Annotated in this window: 22 protein-coding genes and 3 tRNA genes; 21 read left to right on the top strand and 4 right to left on the bottom strand. The window is 71.3% G+C overall.

Features of this window, described 5'->3' with window-relative positions; translation table 11 throughout:
• Positions 1 to 298: 298 nt before the first annotated feature.
• The 7 genes from ABTX62_RS28340 to ABTX62_RS28310 all read left to right on the top strand — a co-directional run bounded on the left by ABTX62_RS28340 (position 299) and on the right by ABTX62_RS28310 (position 7,958).
• A complete protein-coding gene (locus tag ABTX62_RS28340) occupies positions 299 to 937 on the top strand; it encodes an NADH-quinone oxidoreductase subunit J family protein (RefSeq protein ID WP_352118841.1) in 639 nt (212 codons plus the stop codon).
• The gene (gene nuoK, locus ABTX62_RS28335) at positions 937 to 1,335 is read left to right on the top strand and encodes an NADH-quinone oxidoreductase subunit NuoK (RefSeq protein WP_352118840.1); all 399 of its coding nucleotides are present in this window, start codon (positions 937 to 939) and stop codon (positions 1,333 to 1,335) included. Before ABTX62_RS28340 ends, nuoK begins: the two co-directional genes overlap by 1 nt.
• Complete coding sequence (locus ABTX62_RS28330) at positions 1,332 to 3,326, top strand: NADH-quinone oxidoreductase subunit 5 family protein (RefSeq protein ID WP_352118839.1); 1,995 nt, start codon at positions 1,332 to 1,334, stop codon at positions 3,324 to 3,326. Before nuoK ends, ABTX62_RS28330 begins: the two co-directional genes overlap by 4 nt.
• Before the next feature lie 6 nt (positions 3,327 to 3,332).
• On the top strand, positions 3,333 to 4,931 hold the full coding sequence (locus tag ABTX62_RS28325; RefSeq protein WP_352118838.1) for a complex I subunit 4 family protein: 1,599 nt from the start codon (positions 3,333 to 3,335) through the stop codon (positions 4,929 to 4,931).
• On the top strand, positions 4,928 to 6,451 hold the full coding sequence (locus tag ABTX62_RS28320) for an NADH-quinone oxidoreductase subunit N (protein WP_352118837.1): 1,524 nt from the start codon (positions 4,928 to 4,930) through the stop codon (positions 6,449 to 6,451). The genes ABTX62_RS28325 and ABTX62_RS28320 overlap by 4 nt, the downstream gene beginning before the upstream one ends.
• Before the next feature lie 254 nt (positions 6,452 to 6,705).
• Positions 6,706 to 7,569 (top strand): zinc metalloprotease HtpX, encoded by an 864-nt coding sequence (htpX, locus tag ABTX62_RS28315; protein WP_283974143.1) that lies wholly within the window; start codon positions 6,706 to 6,708, stop codon positions 7,567 to 7,569.
• On the top strand, positions 7,566 to 7,958 hold the full coding sequence (locus tag ABTX62_RS28310; protein WP_283974144.1) for a YccF domain-containing protein: 393 nt from the start codon (positions 7,566 to 7,568) through the stop codon (positions 7,956 to 7,958). The genes htpX and ABTX62_RS28310 overlap by 4 nt, the downstream gene beginning before the upstream one ends.
• A gap of 280 nt (positions 7,959 to 8,238) precedes the next feature.
• On the opposite strand, the gene ABTX62_RS28305 is transcribed toward ABTX62_RS28310, so the two are convergent.
• Entirely contained in the window at positions 8,239 to 9,498 is a 1,260-nt protein-coding gene (locus ABTX62_RS28305; RefSeq protein ID WP_352118836.1) for an APC family permease, read from the bottom strand.
• A gap of 192 nt (positions 9,499 to 9,690) precedes the next feature.
• Here ABTX62_RS28305 and ABTX62_RS28300 point away from each other — a divergent pair, with 192 nt between their 5' ends.
• Entirely contained in the window at positions 9,691 to 9,957 is a 267-nt protein-coding gene (locus ABTX62_RS28300; RefSeq protein ID WP_030234067.1) for a GlsB/YeaQ/YmgE family stress response membrane protein, read from the top strand.
• A gap of 94 nt (positions 9,958 to 10,051) precedes the next feature.
• On the opposite strand, the gene ABTX62_RS28295 is transcribed toward ABTX62_RS28300, so the two are convergent.
• Complete coding sequence (locus tag ABTX62_RS28295; RefSeq protein WP_352118835.1) at positions 10,052 to 10,540, bottom strand: YajQ family cyclic di-GMP-binding protein; 489 nt, start codon at positions 10,538 to 10,540, stop codon at positions 10,052 to 10,054.
• Positions 10,541 to 10,760: 220 nt separating this feature from the next.
• On the opposite strand from ABTX62_RS28295, the gene ABTX62_RS28290 reads away from it, so the two are divergent.
• From ABTX62_RS28290 to ABTX62_RS28275, 4 genes are all read left to right on the top strand, one after another.
• Positions 10,761 to 10,842: transfer RNA gene (locus tag ABTX62_RS28290), tRNA-Tyr, on the top strand.
• Between the two features lie 157 nt (positions 10,843 to 10,999).
• Positions 11,000 to 11,629, top strand: coding sequence for a hypothetical protein (locus ABTX62_RS28285; RefSeq protein ID WP_502998025.1), 630 nt, complete (start codon positions 11,000 to 11,002; stop codon positions 11,627 to 11,629).
• Between the two features lie 327 nt (positions 11,630 to 11,956).
• Entirely contained in the window at positions 11,957 to 13,381 is a 1,425-nt protein-coding gene (rox, locus tag ABTX62_RS28280; protein ID WP_352118834.1) for a rifampin monooxygenase, read from the top strand.
• A gap of 167 nt (positions 13,382 to 13,548) precedes the next feature.
• Positions 13,549 to 13,761, top strand: coding sequence for a hypothetical protein (locus ABTX62_RS28275; protein WP_352118833.1), 213 nt, complete (start codon positions 13,549 to 13,551; stop codon positions 13,759 to 13,761).
• A gap of 27 nt (positions 13,762 to 13,788) precedes the next feature.
• Here ABTX62_RS28275 and ABTX62_RS28270 read toward each other — a convergent pair whose 3' ends face one another.
• Both ABTX62_RS28270 and ABTX62_RS28265 read right to left on the bottom strand, forming a co-directional pair.
• On the bottom strand, positions 13,789 to 14,445 hold the full coding sequence (locus ABTX62_RS28270; protein ID WP_352118832.1) for an NAD(P)H-binding protein: 657 nt from the start codon (positions 14,443 to 14,445) through the stop codon (positions 13,789 to 13,791).
• A 110-nt stretch (positions 14,446 to 14,555) separates the two neighbouring features.
• Entirely contained in the window at positions 14,556 to 15,812 is a 1,257-nt protein-coding gene (locus tag ABTX62_RS28265; RefSeq protein ID WP_352118831.1) for an amidohydrolase family protein, read from the bottom strand.
• Between the two features lie 237 nt (positions 15,813 to 16,049).
• Between ABTX62_RS28265 and ABTX62_RS28260 the strand changes: the two genes are divergently transcribed.
• The 9 genes from ABTX62_RS28260 to ABTX62_RS28220 all read left to right on the top strand — a co-directional run bounded on the left by ABTX62_RS28260 (position 16,050) and on the right by ABTX62_RS28220 (position 21,189).
• Positions 16,050 to 16,122, top strand: a tRNA-Thr gene (locus ABTX62_RS28260).
• A 46-nt stretch (positions 16,123 to 16,168) separates the two neighbouring features.
• A tRNA-Met gene (locus tag ABTX62_RS28255) sits at positions 16,169 to 16,241 on the top strand.
• 88 nt (positions 16,242 to 16,329) lie between these two features.
• A complete protein-coding gene (gene rpmG, locus ABTX62_RS28250) occupies positions 16,330 to 16,494 on the top strand; it encodes a 50S ribosomal protein L33 (RefSeq protein WP_003948671.1) in 165 nt (54 codons plus the stop codon).
• 102 nt (positions 16,495 to 16,596) lie between these two features.
• Positions 16,597 to 17,049 carry an FAS1-like dehydratase domain-containing protein gene (locus tag ABTX62_RS28245; RefSeq protein WP_283973868.1) on the top strand — a complete coding sequence of 151 codons (453 nt, stop codon included), beginning with the start codon at positions 16,597 to 16,599 and terminating at the stop codon, positions 17,047 to 17,049.
• Between the two features lie 5 nt (positions 17,050 to 17,054).
• Positions 17,055 to 17,483 (top strand): MaoC family dehydratase, encoded by a 429-nt coding sequence (locus ABTX62_RS28240; RefSeq protein WP_352118847.1) that lies wholly within the window; start codon positions 17,055 to 17,057, stop codon positions 17,481 to 17,483.
• 108 nt (positions 17,484 to 17,591) lie between these two features.
• The gene (locus ABTX62_RS28235) at positions 17,592 to 18,161 is read left to right on the top strand and encodes a TetR/AcrR family transcriptional regulator (RefSeq protein ID WP_352118830.1); all 570 of its coding nucleotides are present in this window, start codon (positions 17,592 to 17,594) and stop codon (positions 18,159 to 18,161) included.
• A 92-nt stretch (positions 18,162 to 18,253) separates the two neighbouring features.
• Positions 18,254 to 19,690 carry an MFS transporter gene (locus ABTX62_RS28230; protein WP_352118829.1) on the top strand — a complete coding sequence of 479 codons (1,437 nt, stop codon included), beginning with the start codon at positions 18,254 to 18,256 and terminating at the stop codon, positions 19,688 to 19,690.
• 31 nt (positions 19,691 to 19,721) lie between these two features.
• Positions 19,722 to 20,123, top strand: a complete 402-nt coding sequence (locus tag ABTX62_RS28225; RefSeq protein WP_352118828.1) for a DUF3291 domain-containing protein — start codon at positions 19,722 to 19,724, stop codon at positions 20,121 to 20,123.
• Positions 20,124 to 20,133: 10 nt separating this feature from the next.
• A complete protein-coding gene (locus ABTX62_RS28220) occupies positions 20,134 to 21,189 on the top strand; it encodes a UDP-N-acetylmuramate dehydrogenase (protein WP_352118827.1) in 1,056 nt (351 codons plus the stop codon).
• Positions 21,190 to 21,509 lie beyond the last annotated feature (320 nt).

Raw genomic sequence — 21,509 nt, 5'->3', positions numbered from 1 at the left:
AGCCCGGGCCGGGTCAGCCCGATCCGGGACAGTCCAGGCCGGGTCGGTCCGAGCCGGGACAGCCTGATCTGGGACAGTCCAGGCCGGGACAGCCCGGGCCGGGTCAGCCCGATCCGGGACAGTCCAGGCCGGGTCGGTCCGAGCCGGGACAGCCTGATCTGGGACAGTCCAGGCCGGGACAGCCCGAGCCGGGACAGCCCGGGCCGGGTCAGCCTGATCTGGGACAGTCCAGGCCGGGTCGGTCCGAGCCGGGTCAGCCCGGATCGAGCCAGCCGAGGCCGGGGCAGGAGGGCCAGGAATGACCTTCGCCGCGACCGCAGCTCTCCTCGCGACGGGCCGGACCACCGAGGCCGCCGCCGAAACCCACGGCTTCCTCTCCCCGACCGGCGTCGAGATCGCCTTCCTCCTCGTCGGCCTGGTCACCTTCGGCGCCGCGCTCGTCACCGTCACCACCCGGCAGCTGGTGCACGCCGCCCTGTGGCTGGTGGTCGCCCTCGGCGGCCTGGCCGTCGAGTACCTCCTGCTCACCGCGGAGTTCATCGCCTGGGTGCAGGTCCTCATCTACGTCGGTTCCGTGGTCGTCCTCCTCCTGTTCGGCCTGATGCTCACCCGGGCCCCCATCGGCCGCTCCCCGGACGCCGACTCGGGCAACCGCTGGGCCGCCCTCACCGTGGCCGTCGCCGCGGCCGCCGCCCTGGTCTGGGTCGTCGTCGACGCCTTCCGCACGACCTGGATCGACCTGGACGGCCCCGCCGCCGGCTCCACCGAGGTGACCGGCGCGAGCCTCTTCCAGAACTGGGTCCTCCCCTTCGAGGCCCTCTCCGTCCTCCTCCTCGCCGCCCTGGTCGGCGCGATCGTCCTGTCCCGCAAGGCGAAGGCCGACGCCACCACCCCCAGCGGCACGGACACCCGGCGTGACACGGAAGGGGCCCGCTGATGCACCTCGCCTATCCCGCCGTGCTGTCCGCCCTCCTCTTCTGCACGGGCCTGTACGGCGTCCTCGCCCGCCGCAACGCGATCCTGGTCCTGATGTCGGTCGAGCTGATGCTCAACGCCGTCAACCTCAACCTGGTCGCCTTCGACGTCTGGCTGAGCAAGACCGCCGAGGACACCCTGCACTCCGGCCAGGCCCTGACCCTGTTCACCATCGCCATCGCCGCCGCCGAGATCGGCATCGGTCTGGCGATCGTCCTCGCCGTCCACCGCAACCGCGGCACCGCGGACATCGACAGGCTCCGCGACACCGCCGAACGGCACGACCCCGACGACCTCGACCACGACGCCCGCACGGCCGGGAAGCCCGACGAGGCCCAGAAGGCTGAGGCCACCGCGTGACCACGACCACCCTCGCCGTCCTCGTCCCCCTCCTTCCGTTCCTCGGCGCCGCCGCCGGCCTGCTCCTCGGCCGCACGGCACCCGGCTTCGTCCGCCCGCTCGCCGTCCTGCCGACGCTCACCTCCCTGGTCCTCGCCGTGCTGGTCGCCGTGCGCCAGGGCGGCGACGCGGCCGTCGACTCGGCCACGGAACTCACCCCCACCGGCTCGGTCCCGATCGAGCTGGCCCTGCACATCGACGGCTTCGCCGCCCTCGTCGCCGTCCTGGTCGGCCTGGTCGCCTCCTGCGTGCAGATCTACTCGACGGGCTACCTGCGCGACGATCCGCGCTACCCCTCCTACGCCGCCCTCGTCTCCCTGTTCACCTCCGCGATGCTCCTGGTCGTCTACTCGGGTGACCTGATGGTGCTGCTGGTCGGCTGGGAAGTCATGGGCATCTGTTCCTACTTCCTCGTCGGGCACTACTGGGAGACCCCGGAGGCCCGGGCCGCCTCCCTCAAGGCCTTCCTGGTCACCAAGCTCGGCGACGTCCCCTTCCTCATCGGCCTGTTCGCCCTGGCCACCGACGCCGGCTCGTTCCGCATCACCCGGATCCTCGGCACCGTCGCGAGCGGCGGACTCGACCATCCGACGCTGATCGCCCTGCTGCTCCTCGCGGGTGTGGCGGGCAAGTCGGCGCAGTTCCCCCTGCACACCTGGCTGCCCGACGCGATGGCGGGCCCGACCCCCGTCTCCGCGCTGATCCACGCCGCGACCATGGTCGCCGCCGGCGTCTACTTCATCGCCCGTCTCCTCCCGGTCTTCGAGGCCTCCCAGGCCGCGATGGTCGTCCTCGCCGTCATGGCCGCCGTCACGATGACCGGCTCGGCGCTCGCCGCGCTCGCCCAGGACGACATCAAGCGCGTCCTCGCCTACTCGACGATCGGCCAGCTCGGCTACATGACGGGCGCCCTCGCCGTCGGCGACCGTGGTGCCGCCGTCTTCCACCTCCTGTCCCACGGCGCCTTCAAGGCGCTGCTGTTCCTCGCCGCGGGCGTGATCATCCACGCCGCCGGCACCAACTCGCTCGCCGCCCTGTCCCGCATGCGGAACCTGCGCGACCGCGTCCCCGACGCCTACTGGACGATGACCGTGGCGCTCCTCGCCCTCGCCGCGATCCCGCCGTTCAGCGGCTTCTTCTCCAAGGAGGCCGTCCTCGGCGTCGCCGAGCACGTCGTCACCGGACACACCGAGCACGCCCCCGCCGTCGCGGGCTGGATCGTCCTCGTCGCCGGTCTGCTCACGGCCGTGCTCACCGCCGCCTACGCGATGCGCCTGTGGCTGCTGGCCTTCCGGGGCCGGGGCACCGAGGCCCCCGACCACGGCAGGCAGCCGCTGACGATGACCGTCGTGCTGTGGGTGCTGGCCGTCCCGTCCCTGGCCCTCGGCGGGTTCACCTTCCGTCTGCTGCCCGACTGGTTCGACGGCCGCGACCTCGGTCCGACCCTGACCACCTCCGTGCTCGGTACGGGCGTGGCCCTGGTCGGCGGCATCGTCACCTACGCCGCCTGGCGGCACACCTCCGCGCTCACCGCCCGCGTCCCGCTCGGCGCCGTCGCGGCCCACCCCGAGGGCGACGCCGCGCAGGTCGAGGCGGAAGCCATCGCCACACACGAGCCGGCCTACGGGGACATCGCCTACGCGCCGGACCCCGCCGACCCGGGACAGCTGCTGCTCGGCCCCCTGCACCGGCACGCCGCCGCCGGCTTCCACGTGGACGCCGTGTACTCGGCCCTCTTCGTCCGCCCGGTCCAGGCCGGAGCGAGCCTCGTCCGGTTCCTCGACCGCGAGGTCGTCGAGACGTACGTGCGCGGTGCGGGTGCGCTGCCGCGCTGGCTCGGCACCGCCGTACGGCGCGCCCAGACCGGCAACGTCCAGACCTATGTGAGCGCGCTGCTCGCCGGCACCGTCGTCCTCGCGGTCGCCGTCGTCCTCGTCGCCACGGGAGCGTGAGCAGGCGTGATCGATATCAACGAGTCCGTGATGCAGTTCCTTCTGGCGTTCGTCGTCGTCGGCCCGCTCCTCGGCGCCGCCGCCGCTCTCCTGCCCGCCCCGCCCGGGCTGAAAGGGAAGTCGCCCGAGCAGGCCGTGCTCCGGCACGGCGTCACCGTCACGGGCGCGATCCTCATCGCGGCGATCGTCCTCGCGCTCGGCTTCGACCACGACCAGCCGTCGAAGATGCAGGCCAGCACCGACATCAGCTGGATCCCCGCACTCGACGTACGCATCCACCTCGGCATCGACGGCATCTCCCTCCCCCTTCTGTTCCTGACCGCGCTGCTGACCTTCCTCTGCGCGCTCTACTCGTACTTCAAGCAGCAACATCAGCGGCTGACGCCGCGGGCCGCGGGTCCGAGCCCGAAGGCCTTCGTCGCCCTGCTGCTCGTCCTCGAGTCCGGCACGCTGGCGACCTTCGCCGCCCTCGACCTGCTGCTGTTCTTCCTCGCCTTCGAGATGGTCCTCATCCCGATGTACTTCCTCATCGCCCGCTGGGGCGGCGAGGGCCGGAGCCAGGCCGCCTGGCGGTTCATCCTTTACACGCTGCTCGGCTCCGTGGTCATGCTGCTCGGCCTGCTCCTGATCGGAATCAAGGCGGGCACGTTCGACATGGTGGCACTCGCCACTGACAACGGCCGGTCGCTGACCACATCCGTGCAGGTCATCGCCGTTCTGGCGATCGGGATCGGGCTCGCCGTGAAGACGCCGATGTGGCCGCTGCACAGCTGGCTGCCCGACGCCCACACCGCCGCGCCCACCGTCGGCTCGGTCCTCCTGGCCGGCGTCCTGCTGAAGATGGGTACGTACGGGTTCGTCCGGATCCTGCTCCCCATCGCACCGGACGGGTTCCGCACCTTCGCGCCCTACCTCGCCGCCCTGGCCGTCGTCGGCATCATCTACGGATCGCTGGCCTGCCTGGCGCTCGCCAAGCAGGGCGCGAAGGGCGACCTCAAGCGCCTCATCGCCTACTCCTCCGTCGGCCACATGGGCTTCGTCCTGCTCGGCATCTCGACCATGACCCCGACCGGCGTGAACGGCGCCCTGTTCGCCAACATCGCCCACGGCCTCATCACCGGTCTGCTGTTCTTCCTGGTCGGCGCCCTGAAGGACCGCACCGGCACCACCGACCTCGACACCCTCGCCGAGGAGACCGGAGCCGCCCTGTACGGCAGGGCCCCGCGCCTCGGCGGCCTGCTCGCCTTCGCCGCCGTCGCCTCCCTCGGCCTGCCGGGCCTGGCCGGTTTCTGGGGCGAGATGCTGGCCCTGTTCGGCGCGTTCCAGCCGGCCGAGGGCCTCAGCCGGCCCGCGTTCCTCACCTTCATGGCGATCGGCGCGTTCGGCACGCTGCTGACGGCCGCGTACCTGCTGATCGTGGTCCGCCGCGTCTGCATGGGCGCCCTGTCCAAGGACGCCCCCGGGCTCACCGACGTCCGCTCGTACGAGTTCGCGGCGTGGACCCCGCTCGTCGTCCTCACCGTCGTCGCGGGCCTGTGGCCCAAGGCTCTCCTCGGCCTGAGCGACCCGGCCGTCCAGCAGCTCCTCGCAGGAGGCACCCGATGAGCGCCCCGGCCCAGTCCCTGGCCGCCTCGCTGGTCCAGTCCGTCGACTGGCTCGCCATCGCACCGCCCACCGTCGCGGCGGTCGTCGCCCTCGCCGTGCTGGTCGCCGACCTGTTCGTCGCCGAGCACCGCAAGGCCCTGCTCGGCTGGACATCGGTGGCGGGCCTGGCCGTCGCCACGGCCATGCTGCTGCCCCTGCTGGACGGCGACCGCGGCACCTTCTGCCTGACCGGCGACGCCGCCGTGTGCAGCTACACCGCCGACCGCTTCACCCTGGTCATCCAGTTCCTGGTCCTCGGCGGAGCCCTCCTCGCCGCCCTCCTGTCCGTCACCGCCCTGAAGGACGCCCGCAAGGACCTCCCCGAAGGCGAGTACTGGTTCCTGCTGCTGTCCTCCGCGGCAGGTGCCGCCCTGCTGCCCGCCTCCCGCGACCTCGCGACGCTGATCGTCGCCCTGGAGGTCGCCTCCCTGCCCGCCTTCGCGCTGGTCGGCCTCAAGTACGGCGACCGGAAGTCCTCCGAGGCGGCCCTGAAGTTCTTCCTGTCCTCGGTCACCGCCACCGCGGTCAGCCTCATGGGCATCAGCTTCCTGTACGCCTCCACGGGCACCCTCTACCTGACCCAGGTCGCCGACCGCATCCAGCAGGTCGACGGCCAGCTCCACACGCTCGCGGACACCGGCGTCGTCCTCACCCTCGTCGGCTTCGCCTTCAAGACCGCCGCCGTGCCCTTCCACTTCTGGGTGCCCGACACGTACGTGGGGGCGCCTCTGCCCATCGCGGCCTACCTGTCGGTCATCGGCAAGGCCGTCGGCTTCAGCGGCCTGATCCTCGTCACGGTCGTGGCCCTCCCGTCGTACGCCGACATCTGGGGACCAGCCCTGGCCGTCCTGGCCGCGCTCACCATGACCGTCGGCAACGCCGGAGCCCTGCGCCAGCAGGCCACGCGCGCGTACAGCGCGGTCCGCCTGCTCGCCTGGTCCTCCGTCGGCCAGGCCGGCTACCTCCTGGTGCCGATCGCCGCCGCCGCGTACTCCCGGGACGCCGAGAAGTCGATCGGCTCCACCGTGGCCTACGCCCTGATGTACGGCGCGGTGAACCTGGGCGCCTTCGCCGTGGCCGCGCTGGTCGGCCGCACGAAGTCCCTCAACCGCGTCGCCGACTACCGCGGCCTCTACGCGTCGAGCCCCCTGTCCGCGCTGCTCCTGGCGTTCTTCCTGCTCTGCCTCGCCGGACTGCCCCCGGGCGTCATCGGCCTCTTCGCCAAGGTCACCGTCTTCTCGGCGGCCGTCGACGCCGGCCTCGGCTGGCTCGCCGTGATTATGGCCGTCAACGTCGTCATCGCGCTGTTCTACTACCTCCAGTGGACGGCCCTGCTCTTCCGCACCCCCGAGGGCGAACCCGAGAAGCACCGCGTCCCCGGCCCCGTCACCGCGACGATCGCCCTGACCGGCGTTCTCGGCATCGCCCTGTCCGGCGCACCCCAGCTGGTCCTGCGCTTCACCGACACCGGGCTCTTCTGAACAGACCGGGCTTCCTGGAAAACCGGCCGCTTACACCGCGCGCGCGTGGGGCACTCGCCCCCACGCGCGCGTGCCGCTTCCCGGCGCCGCAACCCGGACGGTCCACACCCGGCGCCGCGCGCACCAGGGAACTAGAGCCTCCCGCCTGGCGTTGACCAGTACGGGAGGGTCCACTGGACGTGAGAGCGCGGCACCAGTGGCACCGACAACCAGCAAGCAAAGGTCCCCCTGCCGCACCACTTGGAGGGCGCACCGTGCACCGCCGGCACAACGGGCTCAGGACAGCGATCCTCCTCGGAGGACTGTCCGCACTCATCATCGTCATCGGCAGCTTCTTCGGCCGCATGGGGCTCGTCATCGCCGTCGTGGTCGCACTGGCCACCAACGCGTACGCGTACTGGAACAGCGACAAACTGGCACTGCGCGCCATGCGCGCCCGCCCGGTGAGCGAGTTCGAGGCCCCCGGCCTCTACCGCATGGTCCGCGAGCTCTCCACCCAGGCCCGCCAGCCCATGCCGCGCCTGTACATCTCCCCGACGGAAGCGCCCAACGCCTTCGCCACCGGCCGCAACCCGCGCAACGCCGCGGTGTGCTGCACCGACGGCATCCTGCGCCTGCTGGACGAGCGCGAGCTGCGCGGGGTCATCGGCCACGAGCTCAGCCACGTCTACAACCGCGACATCCTCATCTCGTCGGTCGCCGGCGCCCTCGCCTCGGTCATCATGTTCCTGGTCAACTTCGCCTGGCTCATCCCCATCGGGCGCTCGGACGACGACGACGGCCCCGGCCTGCTCGGCATGCTGCTGATCATGCTCCTGGGCCCGCTCGCCGCCTCGCTCATCCAACTGGCCATCAGCCGCTCCCGGGAGTACCAGGCGGACGCCTCCGGCGCACGGCTGACCGGCGATCCGCTCGCCCTGGCCAGCGCCCTGCGCAAGCTCGAACTCGGCACGAAGCAGCTCCCGCTGCCGCCCGAGCCGCGCATCGAGACCGCCAGTCACATGATGATCGCCAACCCGTTCCGGCCCGGTCAGGGCCTTTCGAAGATGTTCTCCACACACCCGCCGATGGCGGAACGCATCGCCCGGCTCGAGAAGATGGCAGGTGGGAACCAGTGAGGACCATTCTCAACGTCATATGGCTCGTCCTGAGCGGCTTCTGGCTGTTCCTCGCCTACATGCTCGCGGGCCTGCTCCTGTGCATCACGATCATCGGCATCCCGTTCGGCATCGCGGCCTTCCGTATCGGCGTCTACGCCCTGTGGCCCTTCGGATACACGACGGTCGAACGCCGTGACGCGGGCGCCCCGTCCTGTGTGGGCAACGTGCTGTGGCTGGTGCTCGCGGGATGGTGGCTCACCCTCGGCCACATCGCCACCGGCATCGCCCTGTGCGTCACGATCATCGGCATCCCGCTGGGCATCGCCAACTTCAAGCTCATCCCTGTCTCGCTGCTCCCGCTGGGGCGGGACATCGTGCGGACGGACGAGCCGTTCGCGGTGCGCTGACGGAGGGGCGAGAGGGGCGCTCTCCTCGATATCCACAGACGGGGGGCTGTCCACAGGCCCACCCGGCTGTCGGTGGCGGCCCGCATGATGAACCCATGACCGCGATCCAGCAGTTGCCCGCCCGAGTGACGACCGAGACCCACAACAGCCACTCCCAGGCCAGTACTTCACACACCCCGGCCACCGGCGCGAGACCCTCCGAAGTATCCGGGCCGGGAGACCCCCTGAGCGCCCGGGCCGGGAGGCCCATGAGTGCCTGGCCCGCGAGGGAAGGCGGGCCCTACCGCCCTCCGGTTCCCCCTGCCTTCACTCCCCGCCGCACCGCGTACGCAACGGCTCCCACCGCCAGCACGCCCGCGCCCGCCACCACCGAGACCCCGGGCAGCGAGAACGCCAGCACCGCGCACCCGGCCAGCCCCACCACCGGCACCATGCGTGCCGCCGGCGCCGAAGACACAGTCCACGCCGACGCGTTGGCCACGGCGTAGTACGCCAGCACACCGAAGGAGGAGAACCCGATCGCGCCCCGGACGTCCACCGTGGCGGCCATGACAGCGACCACCGCACCCACGGCCAGCTCCGACCGGTGCGGTACCTGGAAACGCGGATGTACGGCGGCCAGCGCCGACGGCAGATGCCGGTCCCGTGCCATGGCCAGCGTCGTCCGGGACACCCCCAGGATCAGCGCGAGCAGCGACCCCATCGCGGCCACCGCCGCACCGATCCGCACCACCGGCACGAGCCAGGACGCCCCGGCCGCCCGCACCGCGTCGGCCAGCGGTGCCGTCGCGTCCGCGAGACCGCCCGACCCGAGTACCGAAAGGACAGCCACCGCCACGGTCGCGTACACCACCAGGGTGATGCCGAGTGCCAGCGGGATCGCCCGCGGAATGGTGCGGGCCGGATCCCGCACCTCCTCACCGAGGGTCGCGATCCGGGCGTACCCGGCGAACGCGAAGAACAGCAGACCGGCCGCCTGCAGCACGCCGTCCGCACCCGTCGAGGCACCGACGTCCAGCCGCCCGGCGTCGGCCTCACCGGACAGCAGACACACGACCACCACGAAAGCGAGGACGGCCAGGACCAACGCCACGATCACCCGTGTGAGCCACGCGGACTTCTGGACACCGCCGTAGTTCAGCGCCGTCAGCGCCACCACGGCCGCGACCGCCACCGCGTGTGCCTGCCCCGGCCAGACGTACGTGCCCACGGTGAGCGCCATCGCCGCACAGGAGGCCGTCTTCCCGACCACGAACGACCAGCCCGCGAGATACCCCCAGAACTCCCCGAGCCGCTCCCGCCCGTACACGTACGTGCCCCCTGAAGCCGGATACAGGGCGGCGAGGCGGGCCGACGACATGGCGTTGCAGTACGCGACCACGGCGGCCAGGGCGAGCCCGAGGAGCAGCCCCGAGCCGGCGGCGTGCGCCGCGGGCGCGAGGGCGGCGAAGATCCCGGCTCCCACCATGGAGCCGAGTCCGATGACGACGGCGTCGCCCACGCCGAGGGTACGGCGCAGTCCGGAACCGGGGGGTGTCATGCATCGCACCTTACTGATCAGCGCAACCGGCGGGCCGAGCCGAGACGTCCTGCCCACCAACAGGGCGTGAACGCGCGAGGCACGACCGCCGCACGCGAAACGCCCGACCCACGACGCAGGGTCCCGGCCTGCCGGGAGCAGGATCACAGGGCCGGGACAGTGCGGGCACAGCATGAAAGGCAGGTTCACGGCATGACCATCATCAGCTGGATCATCCTCGGACTGTTGGCCGGAGCCATCGCGAAGTTCCTGCTGCCGGGTCGCGACCCGGGCGGCCTCATCGGCACGACGCTGATCGGCATCGCGGGCGCCTTCATCGGCGGCTGGATATCGGCCCGCTGGATGGACCACCCGATCACCAAGGACTTCTACGACGGGACGACCTGGGCGGCGGCGATCGGCGGATCGCTCGTCCTCCTGATCGCCTATCGCCTTCTGTTCGGCCACTCGCGCGACTGACCGCGCCCGCCGACCGCGACGGCAGACCGGAAGGGCGGGCACCGGCAGTGCCCACCCTCCGTGACCGTGCGGGCGGAAGCCCGGGGGACCGGACCTACCGGTAGTTCACGAACTGCATCGCGAAGTCGAAGTCCTTGCCCTTGAGCAGATTGATGACGGCCTGCAGGTCGTCACGGCTCTTGGAGCTGACCCGCAGCTCCTCGCCCTGGACCTGCGCCTTCACGCCCTTGGGGCCCTCGTCGCGGATGGTCTTCGCCACCTTCTTGGCGTTCTCCTGGGAGATGCCCTCCTTGATCGACGCGAAGATCTTGTACTCCTTGCCGGAGAGCTGGGGCTCGCCGGCGTCCAGAGCCTTCAGCGAGATGCCCCGCTTGATCAGCTTGGACTGGAAGACGTCGAGGATGGCCTTCACCCGGTCCTCGGAGTTCGCCTCCATGAGGATCTGCTCACCGGACCACGAGATCGAGGCGCCCACGCCCTTGAAGTCGTAGCGCTGCGAGATCTCTTTGGCGGCCTGGTTGAGTGCGTTGTCGACCTCCTGCCGCTCGACCTTCGAGACGATGTCGAAACTGGAGTCGGCCATGTCCTGTGGCTCCTTGTATCGGGGTGCGTATCGTGCGTACCGGCGTATGCGGGCGGCCGCAGGGCCCGTTCGGGTCCCGGGCCGCATCCGGACAAGCCTAGCCACCCCCGGCCCTCCGAGCGCCGATCAATCGGGTGGCGAAGCACCCCTCCGCATCGGGTATTGTTTACGTCGTTGCCACGGAGCGCCGCGGAAAAGCGGCTCGACGGGCAGCTACCCCGGCGGTGTGCCCGAGCGGCCAAAGGGAGCAGACTGTAAATCTGCCGGCTCAGCCTTCCCAGGTTCGAATCCTGGCGCCGCCACACTGGGGAAGACCCCCTCTGGGCAGGTCGTTGACCTGCCCAGAGGGGGTCTTCGTTATGTCGAAGTCTGCCGTGCGTGGAGCGCGGCTATCGGCCGGACGGCATGCGCGCGTCAGATGGGCTGCCGCCTCTCGAAACGGCATTCTCCTGACGAGATGTGAATGAAGTCGACTCCAAGCATGCCGAGTGCGAGGGCAACCTCTGCATCGACCCGCACCTGAGCCAGGAGCACGTCGACTCCAACAGCACCGCCACGACCGGGAAGGTCGGCGTCGCGCTGCGGCGGTGGAAGGCCGACGGCGGCCTCAAGACGGGGGAACGGGAGACGAGGTCCATGACCGCCCAGCTCGAGCGCGCGGCCAAGGCCACCACCGACACCTCGCCGGAGCCGGTCACCAAAGGCAAGCTGATCACCGTCACGGGCAAGCCGATCACCGTCACGGGCAAGCTGATCCGGGCCAACCGGAGCGCGAAGAAGCTACGGCACCTACAGCGGCCGTACGGTCAGCCTCCAGTTCTGTGCCAAGGGCACCGACACCTACAACACGGTCAAGAAAGCCACCACCAGCAGCACCGGAGGTCTGAAGACCACGGTCACCGCCTCGATGGACGGCTCCTGCCGCTGGGTGTAATACGGCAGCTCCACGCACAGATGTCCACTATCCACGGTGTTGAGTGCGGCTCGCGGAGGGACAGCACCGCCGACACCCGCCCGGGCCGGGGTGGTGACGATGTGGCGGCCGAAGCCGTCGATTCCGTCAACCGGCAGCGCGCTCAGACTGATTGACCGCCCGTGCGGCTGCGGGCCTCGTCGCCGAGAACATCGCCGCCAACCCCGGAACACCCGCCTCCGCCGTTCGCACCTGGGTCGACAGTCCGGAGCGACGGACCACATCCGGACCCGCCGTCACCCATGCGGGGCGGCGTCGCGAAGGCTGCGCCGTCGGTCCATTCCGCAAGGGAAAGGAGGCAGGAGCAGCAAAGGAAAGGGCAAGGAGTCACCTCTCCTTGCCACTTTCAACCTATAGCGCACGGGGGGCCTTGCGGCAAGGCCCCGGGGGTGCCGCAGAATCCTCGGCCTGAAGCCGGAAGCCGCCGAGAATCGGGGGATGTCGTGATCGAAGTGATCATCGTCGGCGGTGGTCCGACCGGAATGATGCTGGCCGGGGAGCTGCGGCTGCACGGCGTGCGGGTGCTCGTGCTGGAGAAGGAGGCGGAGCCGGCCCCCTACGTGCGTGCGCTCGGTCTGCACGTGCGCAGCATCGAGGTGCTGGACCAGCGCGGTCTGCTGGAGCGCTTCCTCGCCGAGGGCAGCAGGCACCCGGTCGGCGGCTTCGCCGGCCTCACCAAGCCACCGCCCGGCCGGCTCGACACCGCACACGGGTACGTCCTCGGTATCCCGCAGCCCGTGACCGACCGTCTGCTGGCCGAGCACGCCGCCGAGCTCGGAGCCGAGGTCCGGCGCGGCTGCGCGCTGGCCGGGTTGAGCCAGGACGGCGACGGTGTGACCGCCGAGCTGGCCGACGGCACGCGGCTGCGCTCCCGCTACCTCGTCGGCTGCGACGGCGGCCGCAGCACGGTGCGCACACTGCTCGGCGTCGGCTTCCCCGGTGAGCCCTCCAGGGTCGAGACGCTGCTGGGCGAGATGGAGCCGGCCGCGTCGCCGCAGGAGCTGGCGGCCGTGACAGCCGAAGTCCGAAAGAGGCACCTCCGGTTCGGCGCCATGCCCGTGCGGGACGGTGTGTACCGCGTCATCGTGCCCGCCGAGGGAGTGGCCGAGGACCGCACGGTTCCGCCGACCTTCGAGGAGTTCAAGCGGCAGCTGCGGAAGTTCGCCGGCACCGACTTCGGTGTGCACTCGCCACGCTGGCTCTCCCGCTTCGGTGATGCCACCCGGCTGGCCGAGCGCTACCGCGTCGACCGGGTCCTGCTGGCCGGCGACGCCGCGCACATCCACCCGCCGACCGGCGGGCAGGGGCTCAACCTCGGTATCCAGGACGCGTTCAACCTCGGCTGGAAACTGGCCGCCGAACTGCGCGGCTGGGCCCCGGAAGGACTGCTGGACGGCTACCACTCCGAACGCCACCCGGTGGCCGCCGCCGTGCTGGACCACACCCGTGCGCAGATGCACCTGTTGTCGCCCGAGCCGGGGCCGCGGGCCGTGCGCCGGCTGATGGGGGAACTGATGGACTTCGAGGAGGTGAACCGGTACCTGATCGAGAAGACCACCGCCATGGCCGTCCGCTACGACGTCGGCGAGGGTCACGAACTGCTCGGACGGCGGCTGCGCGACGTGCGGTTGCGGCGGGGCCGCCTCTACGAGCGGATGCGCGGTGGTCGCGGACTGCTGCTCGATCAGACCGGCGGACTGTCTCCGGCGGGCTGGGCGGACCGGGTCGACCACCTCGTCGACGTCAGTGACGAACTCGACGTGCCCGCGGTGCTGCTGCGACCGGACGGCCATGTGGCCTGGGCCGGTGACAACCAGCAGGACCTGCTCGACCGGCTGCCGAGGTGGTTCGGAAGGGCAACCGGCTGAGCGGCCCCGGTGGTTCGGAAGGGCAACCGGCTGAGCGGCCCCGGTGGTCCGGCCGGGGCGGGGATGTGCGAGGCGACCGCGTGCTCCCGCCCGCCCTGACCGCTCCGAGAGGGCGGTCGCCGCAGGGGAGAGGCGTGGCCGGGCCGCTTGCGCGGCACACTGGCTCCATGTCCTCCCGCCGCAGGATCTGCCCTGAGTGCCGCCGCGAGATCGCCGTCGTCGCGGGGCGGTACGCGCGCCACGACCCGCCCGGCGCCCGTGAGCACGGCGAACTCACCTCGTGTCCGGGCTCCCGCCGCCAGGCCCGCCCGGGTCCCGAGCAACCGTCCCTCGAGGGCTACACGGTCCCGGACTTTCCCGGCCAACTGCCCCTGTTCTGAACCCCGTCGTGCGGCCGGCCGCGAACCTCAGTTCCCGGCCACGGCCTTCACCGCGACGGACACCGGTGCGGACCCGCTGATCAGTTCCAGGGTGAGTCCGGCCGTCGCCGAGGTGTCCACCAGCTCCGCCAGTACGGCGGCCACGTCGTCGCGCGGAATCGGGCCGCGGCCCGTCCGCGCCTCCAGGCGCACCAGACCGGTGCCGGCGTCGTCGGTGAGCTGACCGGGGCGCAGGATCGTCCAGTCCAGAGCGTCCAGCCCGCGTACATACGCGTCCGCCTCGCCCTTGGCGCGCAGGTACACGTCGAAGATCTCGTCGCCCTGGTGGCGCGGGTCGGCGCCCATGGACGACACGATCACGAACCGCCGTACGCCCGCCGCAACCGCAGCGTCGGCGAAGAGGACCGCCGCGGCCTTGTCCACCGTGTCCTTGCGGGTCGCCCCGCTGCCCGGGCCCGCGCCCGCCGCGAAGACCGCGGCGTCGGCACCCCTCAGCCGCTCCGCGACCTCGTCCACGGACGCCGACTCCAGGTCGAGCACGACCGGTTCGGCACCGGCCTGTCGCAGATCGTCGGCCTGCTCGGGCTTGCGGATGATTCCCGCCACTTCGTCCCCGCGCGCGGCGAGCAGCCGCTCCAGCCGCAACGCGATCTGACCATGACCACCAGCAATGACAATGCGCATGCCTCCGACCGTACGCCCGGACTGCACCGCGCGCCGCGCCGCGCGCCGCGCGCCGCGCGACACCGGCCCCGCTCCGCCACCGCTCACGGCGCTTCGGCCCCCCGCCGCCCTTACGGCACTTCGCCCCGCCCCTGCCGCGGAAGCCCCAGTCCCACCGAGGCCGCCGAACTGCAGTACTCCCGCACCGCGCTGGTCCGCGCCACCACGCGCCCCTGGTGCACGACGATCCGGCTGTACGCCAGGGACAGCACTCCCGACAGCCGGTCCCCGCGCACCGCGAGCAACTCGGCCGGAAAACCCGCCTCCACCCGCACCTCGGGCAGTCCCAGCACCGCCCGCGCCGAGGAACTCACCCCGTCGTACGCCTCCTCGGGCGACAGCCCGTAGCGCGAGGCCAGCAGGAAGGCCGCCTCCAGGGGATCGCCGCGCCCCACCGGGTTGGACACGTCCCGCAGCGCCCCGCTCCCGGCGGCCACCCGCACTCCGGCCGCGCGCAGCAGCCGTACCGGGGCCGCCCCGCGCCGGTCGACACCGCCGCAGCCGCCCTGTGGCAGGCACACCACCGCCACCCCGGCCGCCGCGAGCTGGTCGGCGGTGCGCGAGGCCACGTCGGACGGCAGCCGGCCGAGGTCGCCGCACGGGCTGAGGGTCACCCCGGGGCGCAGTCCGCCGGCCATCGCCGCGAGCCGGGCCAGCCGGGCCGGATCCGCGGCGTCCGTGTGCAGGTCGACGGGGCAGCCGTGCTCGGAGGCCACCTCCAGGACGGCTTCCGCGTAGCCGGTCGGGTCCGGGTCCAGGTCCGGCCGCCCGCCCACCACCGAGGCGCCCATCTTCACCGCGTCCCGCAGCATCGCCAGCCCGTCCGCACCGGCCACCCCGGTCAGCACCCGGGGCATCGCCACCGTCGTCAGCTCCGCCAGCCCCCGCAGCGCCCGCCGCGCCCGCAACACGGCCGCCAGCGCACCGAGCCCCTGGACGTCGCCCACGCGCACGTGCGCCCGCGTCGCCGTCGCCCCGTGCCCGAGCTGGAGCAGCGCGGCTTCGGTGGCCCGGCGCTGCACGTCCTGCGGCTCGTACGAGACGGGTCCTTCGGTGGCGGCCGACAGGGCGGTGTCGGCGTGGGCGTGGGGCTCGGCCGGGGCCGGCAGCAGCAGATAGCCGCTGAGGTCCACGCGCGCGCCGCACGCGCGCGGTGCGCCGGTTCCCAGACTGCCGGCCGTGCCGACCGCCTCGATGCGCCCGCCGCCCAGCCGCACGTCCACGGTCCGTCCGTCGGTGAGTCGCGCTCCGCACAGCAGCAGCGACGACGGGTCGGCCGGACCCGGTGAGGACGACGGGGGTGGTGGCTGCGGCCGGCTGTCGGGCATCGCACTCCAGGGGCTCGGGCTGCGCGCGGGAGGACGCGTGATCACGCAGAGTGAGACGAGCCTAGGACGGCCTTTGGCCCGGTACGGGGAGGAGCGCAATAGTCGTACCGGCGTGGTCCGCTCATGCGACGGGAGGTACTGACGAGGCTGCCGGGAGGACGGTCCGAGCGTCCGGGGTGGGTGCCTCGAAACGGATTTGGGCGAACGGCGGCCGAGCGTGTAATGTCTTCATCGCTCGCCCCAATAGCTCAGTCGGCAGAGCGTCTCCATGGTAAGGAGAAGGTCAACGGTTCGATTCCGTTTTGGGGCTCTGGTGTGACTGGTTCCCGTCGCGAGACGGGTTCCTGACACATCAAAGCGGTGTAGCTCAGTCGGTAGAGCAAGCGGCTCATAATCGCTGTGTCACCGGTTCAAGTCCGGTCACCGCTACTGACAGTAGCCGATTGCGGGGTCGGTCCTTCGATCGGCTACTCTTCTTGCGTTAAACAGTCCATCCGTTCGTCTTAGGAGCACTCACGTGGCTGCCACCGACGTCCGCCCGAAGATCACGCTGGCCTGCGTGGAGTGCAAGGAGCGGAACTACATCACCAAGAAGAACCGGCGTAACAACCCGGATCGCCTTGAGATGAAGAAGCACTGCCCGCGTTGCAATGCGCACACCGCGCACCGCGAAACGCGATAAAAACAGGCTCGTACACGAGGCCGTTCCCGAGATGATCGGGGGCGGCCTCGTGTCGTTGAGGGACCCGTACCGGTCAGTAGAGCTACCAGGAGGTACCGAGCCATGGCGCTCGACCAGTCCTTCGTGGGGCGGACGTACCCGCCCACCGCGCCCTACGAGGTGGGCCGCGAGAAGATCCGTGAGTTCGCCGAGGCGGTCGGCGACGCCAACCCGGCGTACACGGACGCGGAGGCCGCCAAGGCACTCGGTCACCCCGACGTGATCGCCCCGCCGACCTTCGTCTTCGCGATCACCTTCAAGGCCGCCGGCGAGGTCGTCCAGGACCCCCGGCTCGGCCTGGACTACAGCCGCGTGGTGCACGGCGACCAGAAGTTCGCCTATCGCCGTCCGGTCCGCGCCGGCGACCGGCTCACGGTCACCTCGACGATCGAGGCGATCAAGTCCCTCGCGGGCAACGACATCGTCGACATCCGCGGTGAGGTGCACGACGAGGCCGGCGAGCACGTCGTGACCGCTTGGACCAAGCTCGTGGCCCGCGCGGCCGAGGGGGCGTGAGCGAAATGACCGCGAAGATCTCCTACTCCGACGTCGAGGTCGGCACCGAACTGCCCGCCCGGACTTTCCCCGTGACCCGCGCGACCCTCGTCCGGTACGCGGGCGCCTCCGGCGACTTCAACCCGATCCACTGGAACGAGAAGTTCGCCAAGGAGGTCGGCCTGCCGGACGTCATCGCCCACGGCATGTTCACCATGGCCGAAGCGATCCGCGTGGTCACCGACTGGGCCGGCGACCCGGGTGCGGTCGTGGAGTACGGCGTCCGCTTCACCAAGCCGGTCGTCGTCCCGAACGACGATCAGGGGGCCGTGATCGAGGTCGCCGGCAAGGTCGCCGCCAAGCTCGACGACAACACCGTCCGCGTGGACCTGACCGCGACCAGCGCCGGGCAGAAGGTGCTGGGCATGTCCCGGGCGGTTGTGCGACTGGCCTGAGGCGGCCGCGAACGCGAGTAAGGGGCGCCCTCCCGGGGCGCCCCTTAGGTATGGCGTCTGCGAGCCATCGCTTGACAGGGTTAGTGATTGCACACTAACTTCGTGTGCATGGCCAGGATGAGTGCGGAGGAGCGGCGCGAGAGCGTCATCCGGGCGGCGATGACCGAGTTCGCCCGCGGTGGGTACCACGGCACCTCGACCGAGGCGATCGCCCGCCGGGTCGGTGTGTCGCAGCCGTACCTCTTCCGGCTCTTCCCGGGCAAGAAGGCGATCTTCCTGGCGGCGGCGCAGCGCTGTGTCGAGGAGTCCATCCGTACCTTCGAGGAGGCCGCCGAGGGCCTGGAGGGCGAAGCGGCCCAGCATGCCATGGCGAACGCGTACACCAAGGTCGTCGCGGAACAGCCCGAGCGGCTGATGATGCAGATGCAGATCTACGCCGCCGTGGCGGCCGCCGAGCAGGAGGGCGATCGCGAGTTCGGTGAGTCGGTCCGGGCCGGCTGGATGCGGCTGTGGGACACCGTCCACGTGCCGCTGGGTGCCGATGCCGAAGAGACGACGACCTTCCTGGCGTACGGGATGCTCATCAACTGTCTGCTGGGAATGGGCTTCCCTCCCGAGCATCGCGTCTGGGAGGGCCTGTACCCGTCGGCGAAGCTCACGGGCCGGCTGGAGGCGTGACGGGGGAAAGCGCATCGGCGCCCCTTTCCATGCCGACTAAAGTTAGTAATCAATAACTAATTGCTCAAGTGAATCACCTCTCTGGGGGAGAGATGTCACAGCGGACCGCACATCGCGGGGGAGCCGCCTGGGCCCTCGTCATCACCAGCGTCGCCGGATTCATGGCGGCCCTCGACAACCTCGTCGTCACCACCGCCCTGCCCTCCATCCGCGAGGACCTCGGCGGAGGACTGCACGACCTGGAATGGACCGTGAGCGCCTACACGCTCACCTTCGCCGTCCTGCTGATGTTCGGCGCCGCGCTCGGTGACCGCTTCGGCCGCCGCCGGCTGTTCGTCGCCGGAATCACCGTCTTCACCGGCGCCTCCGCCGCGGCCGCCATGGCACCCGGCATCGACTCCCTCATCGCCGCCCGCGCGGTCCAGGGCGCCGGCGCGGCCGTGATGATGCCGCTGACGCTCACCCTGCTCACCGCCGCCGTGCCCGCCGCCAAGCGCGGCATGGCCTACGGCATCTGGGGCGCTGTCAACGGACTCGCCGTGGCCTCCGGGCCGCTCGTCGGCGGCACCCTCACCGAACACATCTCCTGGCAGTGGATCTTCTGGCTGAACGTCCCGCTGGGCCTGGTCCTGCTGCCGCTCGCCCGGCTGCGACTCGCCGAGTCCCACGGCACCGGAGCCCCGCTCGACGTCCCCGGCACCCTGCTCGCCAGCGGCGGCCTTTTCGGCATCGTCTACGGCCTGGTCCGCGGCCCGGCCGACGGCTGGGCCTCCTCCCTCGTCCTGACGGGCCTGTTCGCGGGATCGGCCCTGCTCGCCGGATTCGTCCTCTACAGCACCCGCGCCAAGAACGCGATGCTCCCGATGCGGCTCTTCCGCTCCCGGGCCTTCGCCGGCATCAACGCGGCGAGCCTGCTGATGTTCCTCGGCATGTTCGGCTCGATATTCCTGCTCAGCCAGTACATGCAGGGCGTCCTCGGCTACTCGCCCACCGAGGCGGGCCTCAGGATGCTGCCCTGGACCGGCATGCCGATGCTCGTCGCCCCCGTCGCCGGCATCCTGGCCGACCGCATCGGCGGCCGCCCGGTCGTCGCCGCGGGCCTCTTCCTGCAGGCCTTCGGCCTCGGCTACATGGCGGTGGTCGCCACGGCCGACGCCTCCTACACCGCCCAGCTGCCCGCCCTGATCATCAGCGGCATCGGCATGGCGCTGTTCTTCGCCCCGGCCTCGCACCTGGTGATGTCCAGCGTCCGGCCCTCGGAGCAGGGCATCGCCTCCGGAGCCAACAACGCCCTGCGCGAGGTCGGCGGGGCGCTCGGCATCGCCGTCATGGCGTCGATCTTCGCGACCCAGGGCGGCTACGAGACCGGCCAGACCTTCGTCGACGGCATGCGGCCGGCCCTCGTGACCGGCTCCGCGGTGGTCGCCCTCGCGGGCATCGCGGCCCTGCTGATACCGACCCGGCGGCACCCGCAACCGCAGGCGCGGACGGCCGAACCCGCACCGGTGCCGGAGACGGTCTCCCCCTGACCCCGACGAGCCCGAGCAAGGAGAAGCGGCCATGCCCACCCTTCCCTGGACCGTCCCGAACACCCCGCCCCGCGACACCGAGGTGCACGTCTTCGCCTCCCGCTTCGAGACCCGCACCCTGTGGGGTGCCCTCAGATTCCTCGCCGGTACGCCCGCCGTCTGGCGGCAGATCCGCCGCAGCCCCGGCGCCTATGGGGCGACCCTGAAGGCGCGGCCCCTGAAGCGGACCTTCTGGACGCTGTCGGCCTGGGAGTCCGAGGACGCGCTCCACGCCTTCGTCCGCGCCGGTGCCCACGGCCCCGCCTCCCGGGGCCTGGCCCCGCAGATGAGGGACTCGGCCTTCATCACCTGGCAGGTGAACAGCGGGGACCTCCCGCTCTCCTGGCCGGAAGCGCTCCGCCGACTGCCCGACCCTGTCGGTGCCGTCTCGTAGTCTTGAGCCCGTGCAGGAACTCCACGACGCCCCCCTCGCCCCGTTGACGACCTTCCGCCTGGGCGGCCCCGCGACCCGGCTGGTCACCGCGACCACGGACGACGAGGTGATCGCCGCCGTCCGCGAAGCCGACGAGGCGGGCACCCCGCTGTTGCTCATCGGCGGCGGCTCGAACCTGGTCATCGGCGACAAGGGCTTCGAGGGCACCGCCCTCGTCATCGCCACCAAGGGCTTCTCCCTCGACGGCACGACGCTGGAGCTGGCCGCGGGCGAGATCTGGACCGACGCCGTCGCGCGCACGGTCGAGGCGGGTCTGGCCGGCATCGAATGCCTGGCCGGCATCCCCGGCTCGGCGGGCGCGACACCGATCCAGAACGTCGGGGCCTACGGCCAGGAGGTGTCCTCGACGATCACCGAGGTCGTCGTCTACGACCGCCGCACCGGCGAGACGGTCACCCTGGCCAACGAGGACTGCGCCTTCTCCTACCGTCACAGCCGCTTCAAGTCCGACCCGGAGCGCTACGTCGTCCTGCGCGTCCGCCTGCGCCTGGAGGACGCCGAGGGCCTCTCCGCGCCCCTCCGGTACGCCGAGACGGCCCGAGCGCTCGGCGTGGAAGCGGGCGACCGCGTGCCCCTCGCCTCGGCCCGCGACACCGTGTTGAAGCTACGCGCCGGCAAGGGCATGGTCCTGGACCCCGAGGACCACGACACCTGGTCGGCCGGGTCCTTCTTCACCAACCCGATCCTCCCGGACACGGACTTCGCGACGTTCCGGGCACGCGTGCGCGAGCGGCTCGGCGACGGGGTGGAGCCGCCCGCGTACCCGGCCGGCGAGGGCCGCACCAAGACCTCAGCGGCCTGGCTGATCGACAAGGCGGGCTTCACCAAGGGCTACGGCGACGGCCCCGCCCGCATCTCCACGAAGCACACCCTGGCCCTCACCAACCGGGGCAGCGCCACGACGGAGGACCTCCTCGCCCTCGCCCGCGAGGTCGTGACCGGTGTCCGCGAGGCCTTCGGCATCACCCTGGTCAACGAGCCGGTGACGGTCGGGGTCAGCCTGTAGCCCCCGGCGGCGCGGGGTGCTTCCCCCAAGCTCTTCGAGCAGTGGGACGTCCATCGCCCCTAGCGGCACACATATCCGCAGCGGGGCGGTCCGCGCCCGCGTACGGCGCGAAGGGGACGTGTCGGGGGTGTCCGCCCGCAGCGGTTGGCGCGTCAACGCGAGTGAGTCGGCGTCCGACCCCGTCGCGCCGTTTCCGAGGACGGACACCCCCCGGCGCGGCCCCGACCCACATCCCGCGTCAGGCGAAGGCGGCACCCCCACTCGTGTGAGGCGAAACGGAAGTGCACCACCCACATCCCGCGTCAGGCGAAGGCGGCACC

Origin of the sequence: Streptomyces sp. NPDC096046 (assembly GCF_040303285.1) — a bacterium.
In the GTDB taxonomy this organism is placed as follows: Bacteria; Actinomycetota; Actinomycetes; order Streptomycetales; family Streptomycetaceae; genus Streptomyces.
Note: the sequence above shows the minus strand (reverse complement) of the source record. Positions and strands in the feature narration are given on the sequence as shown.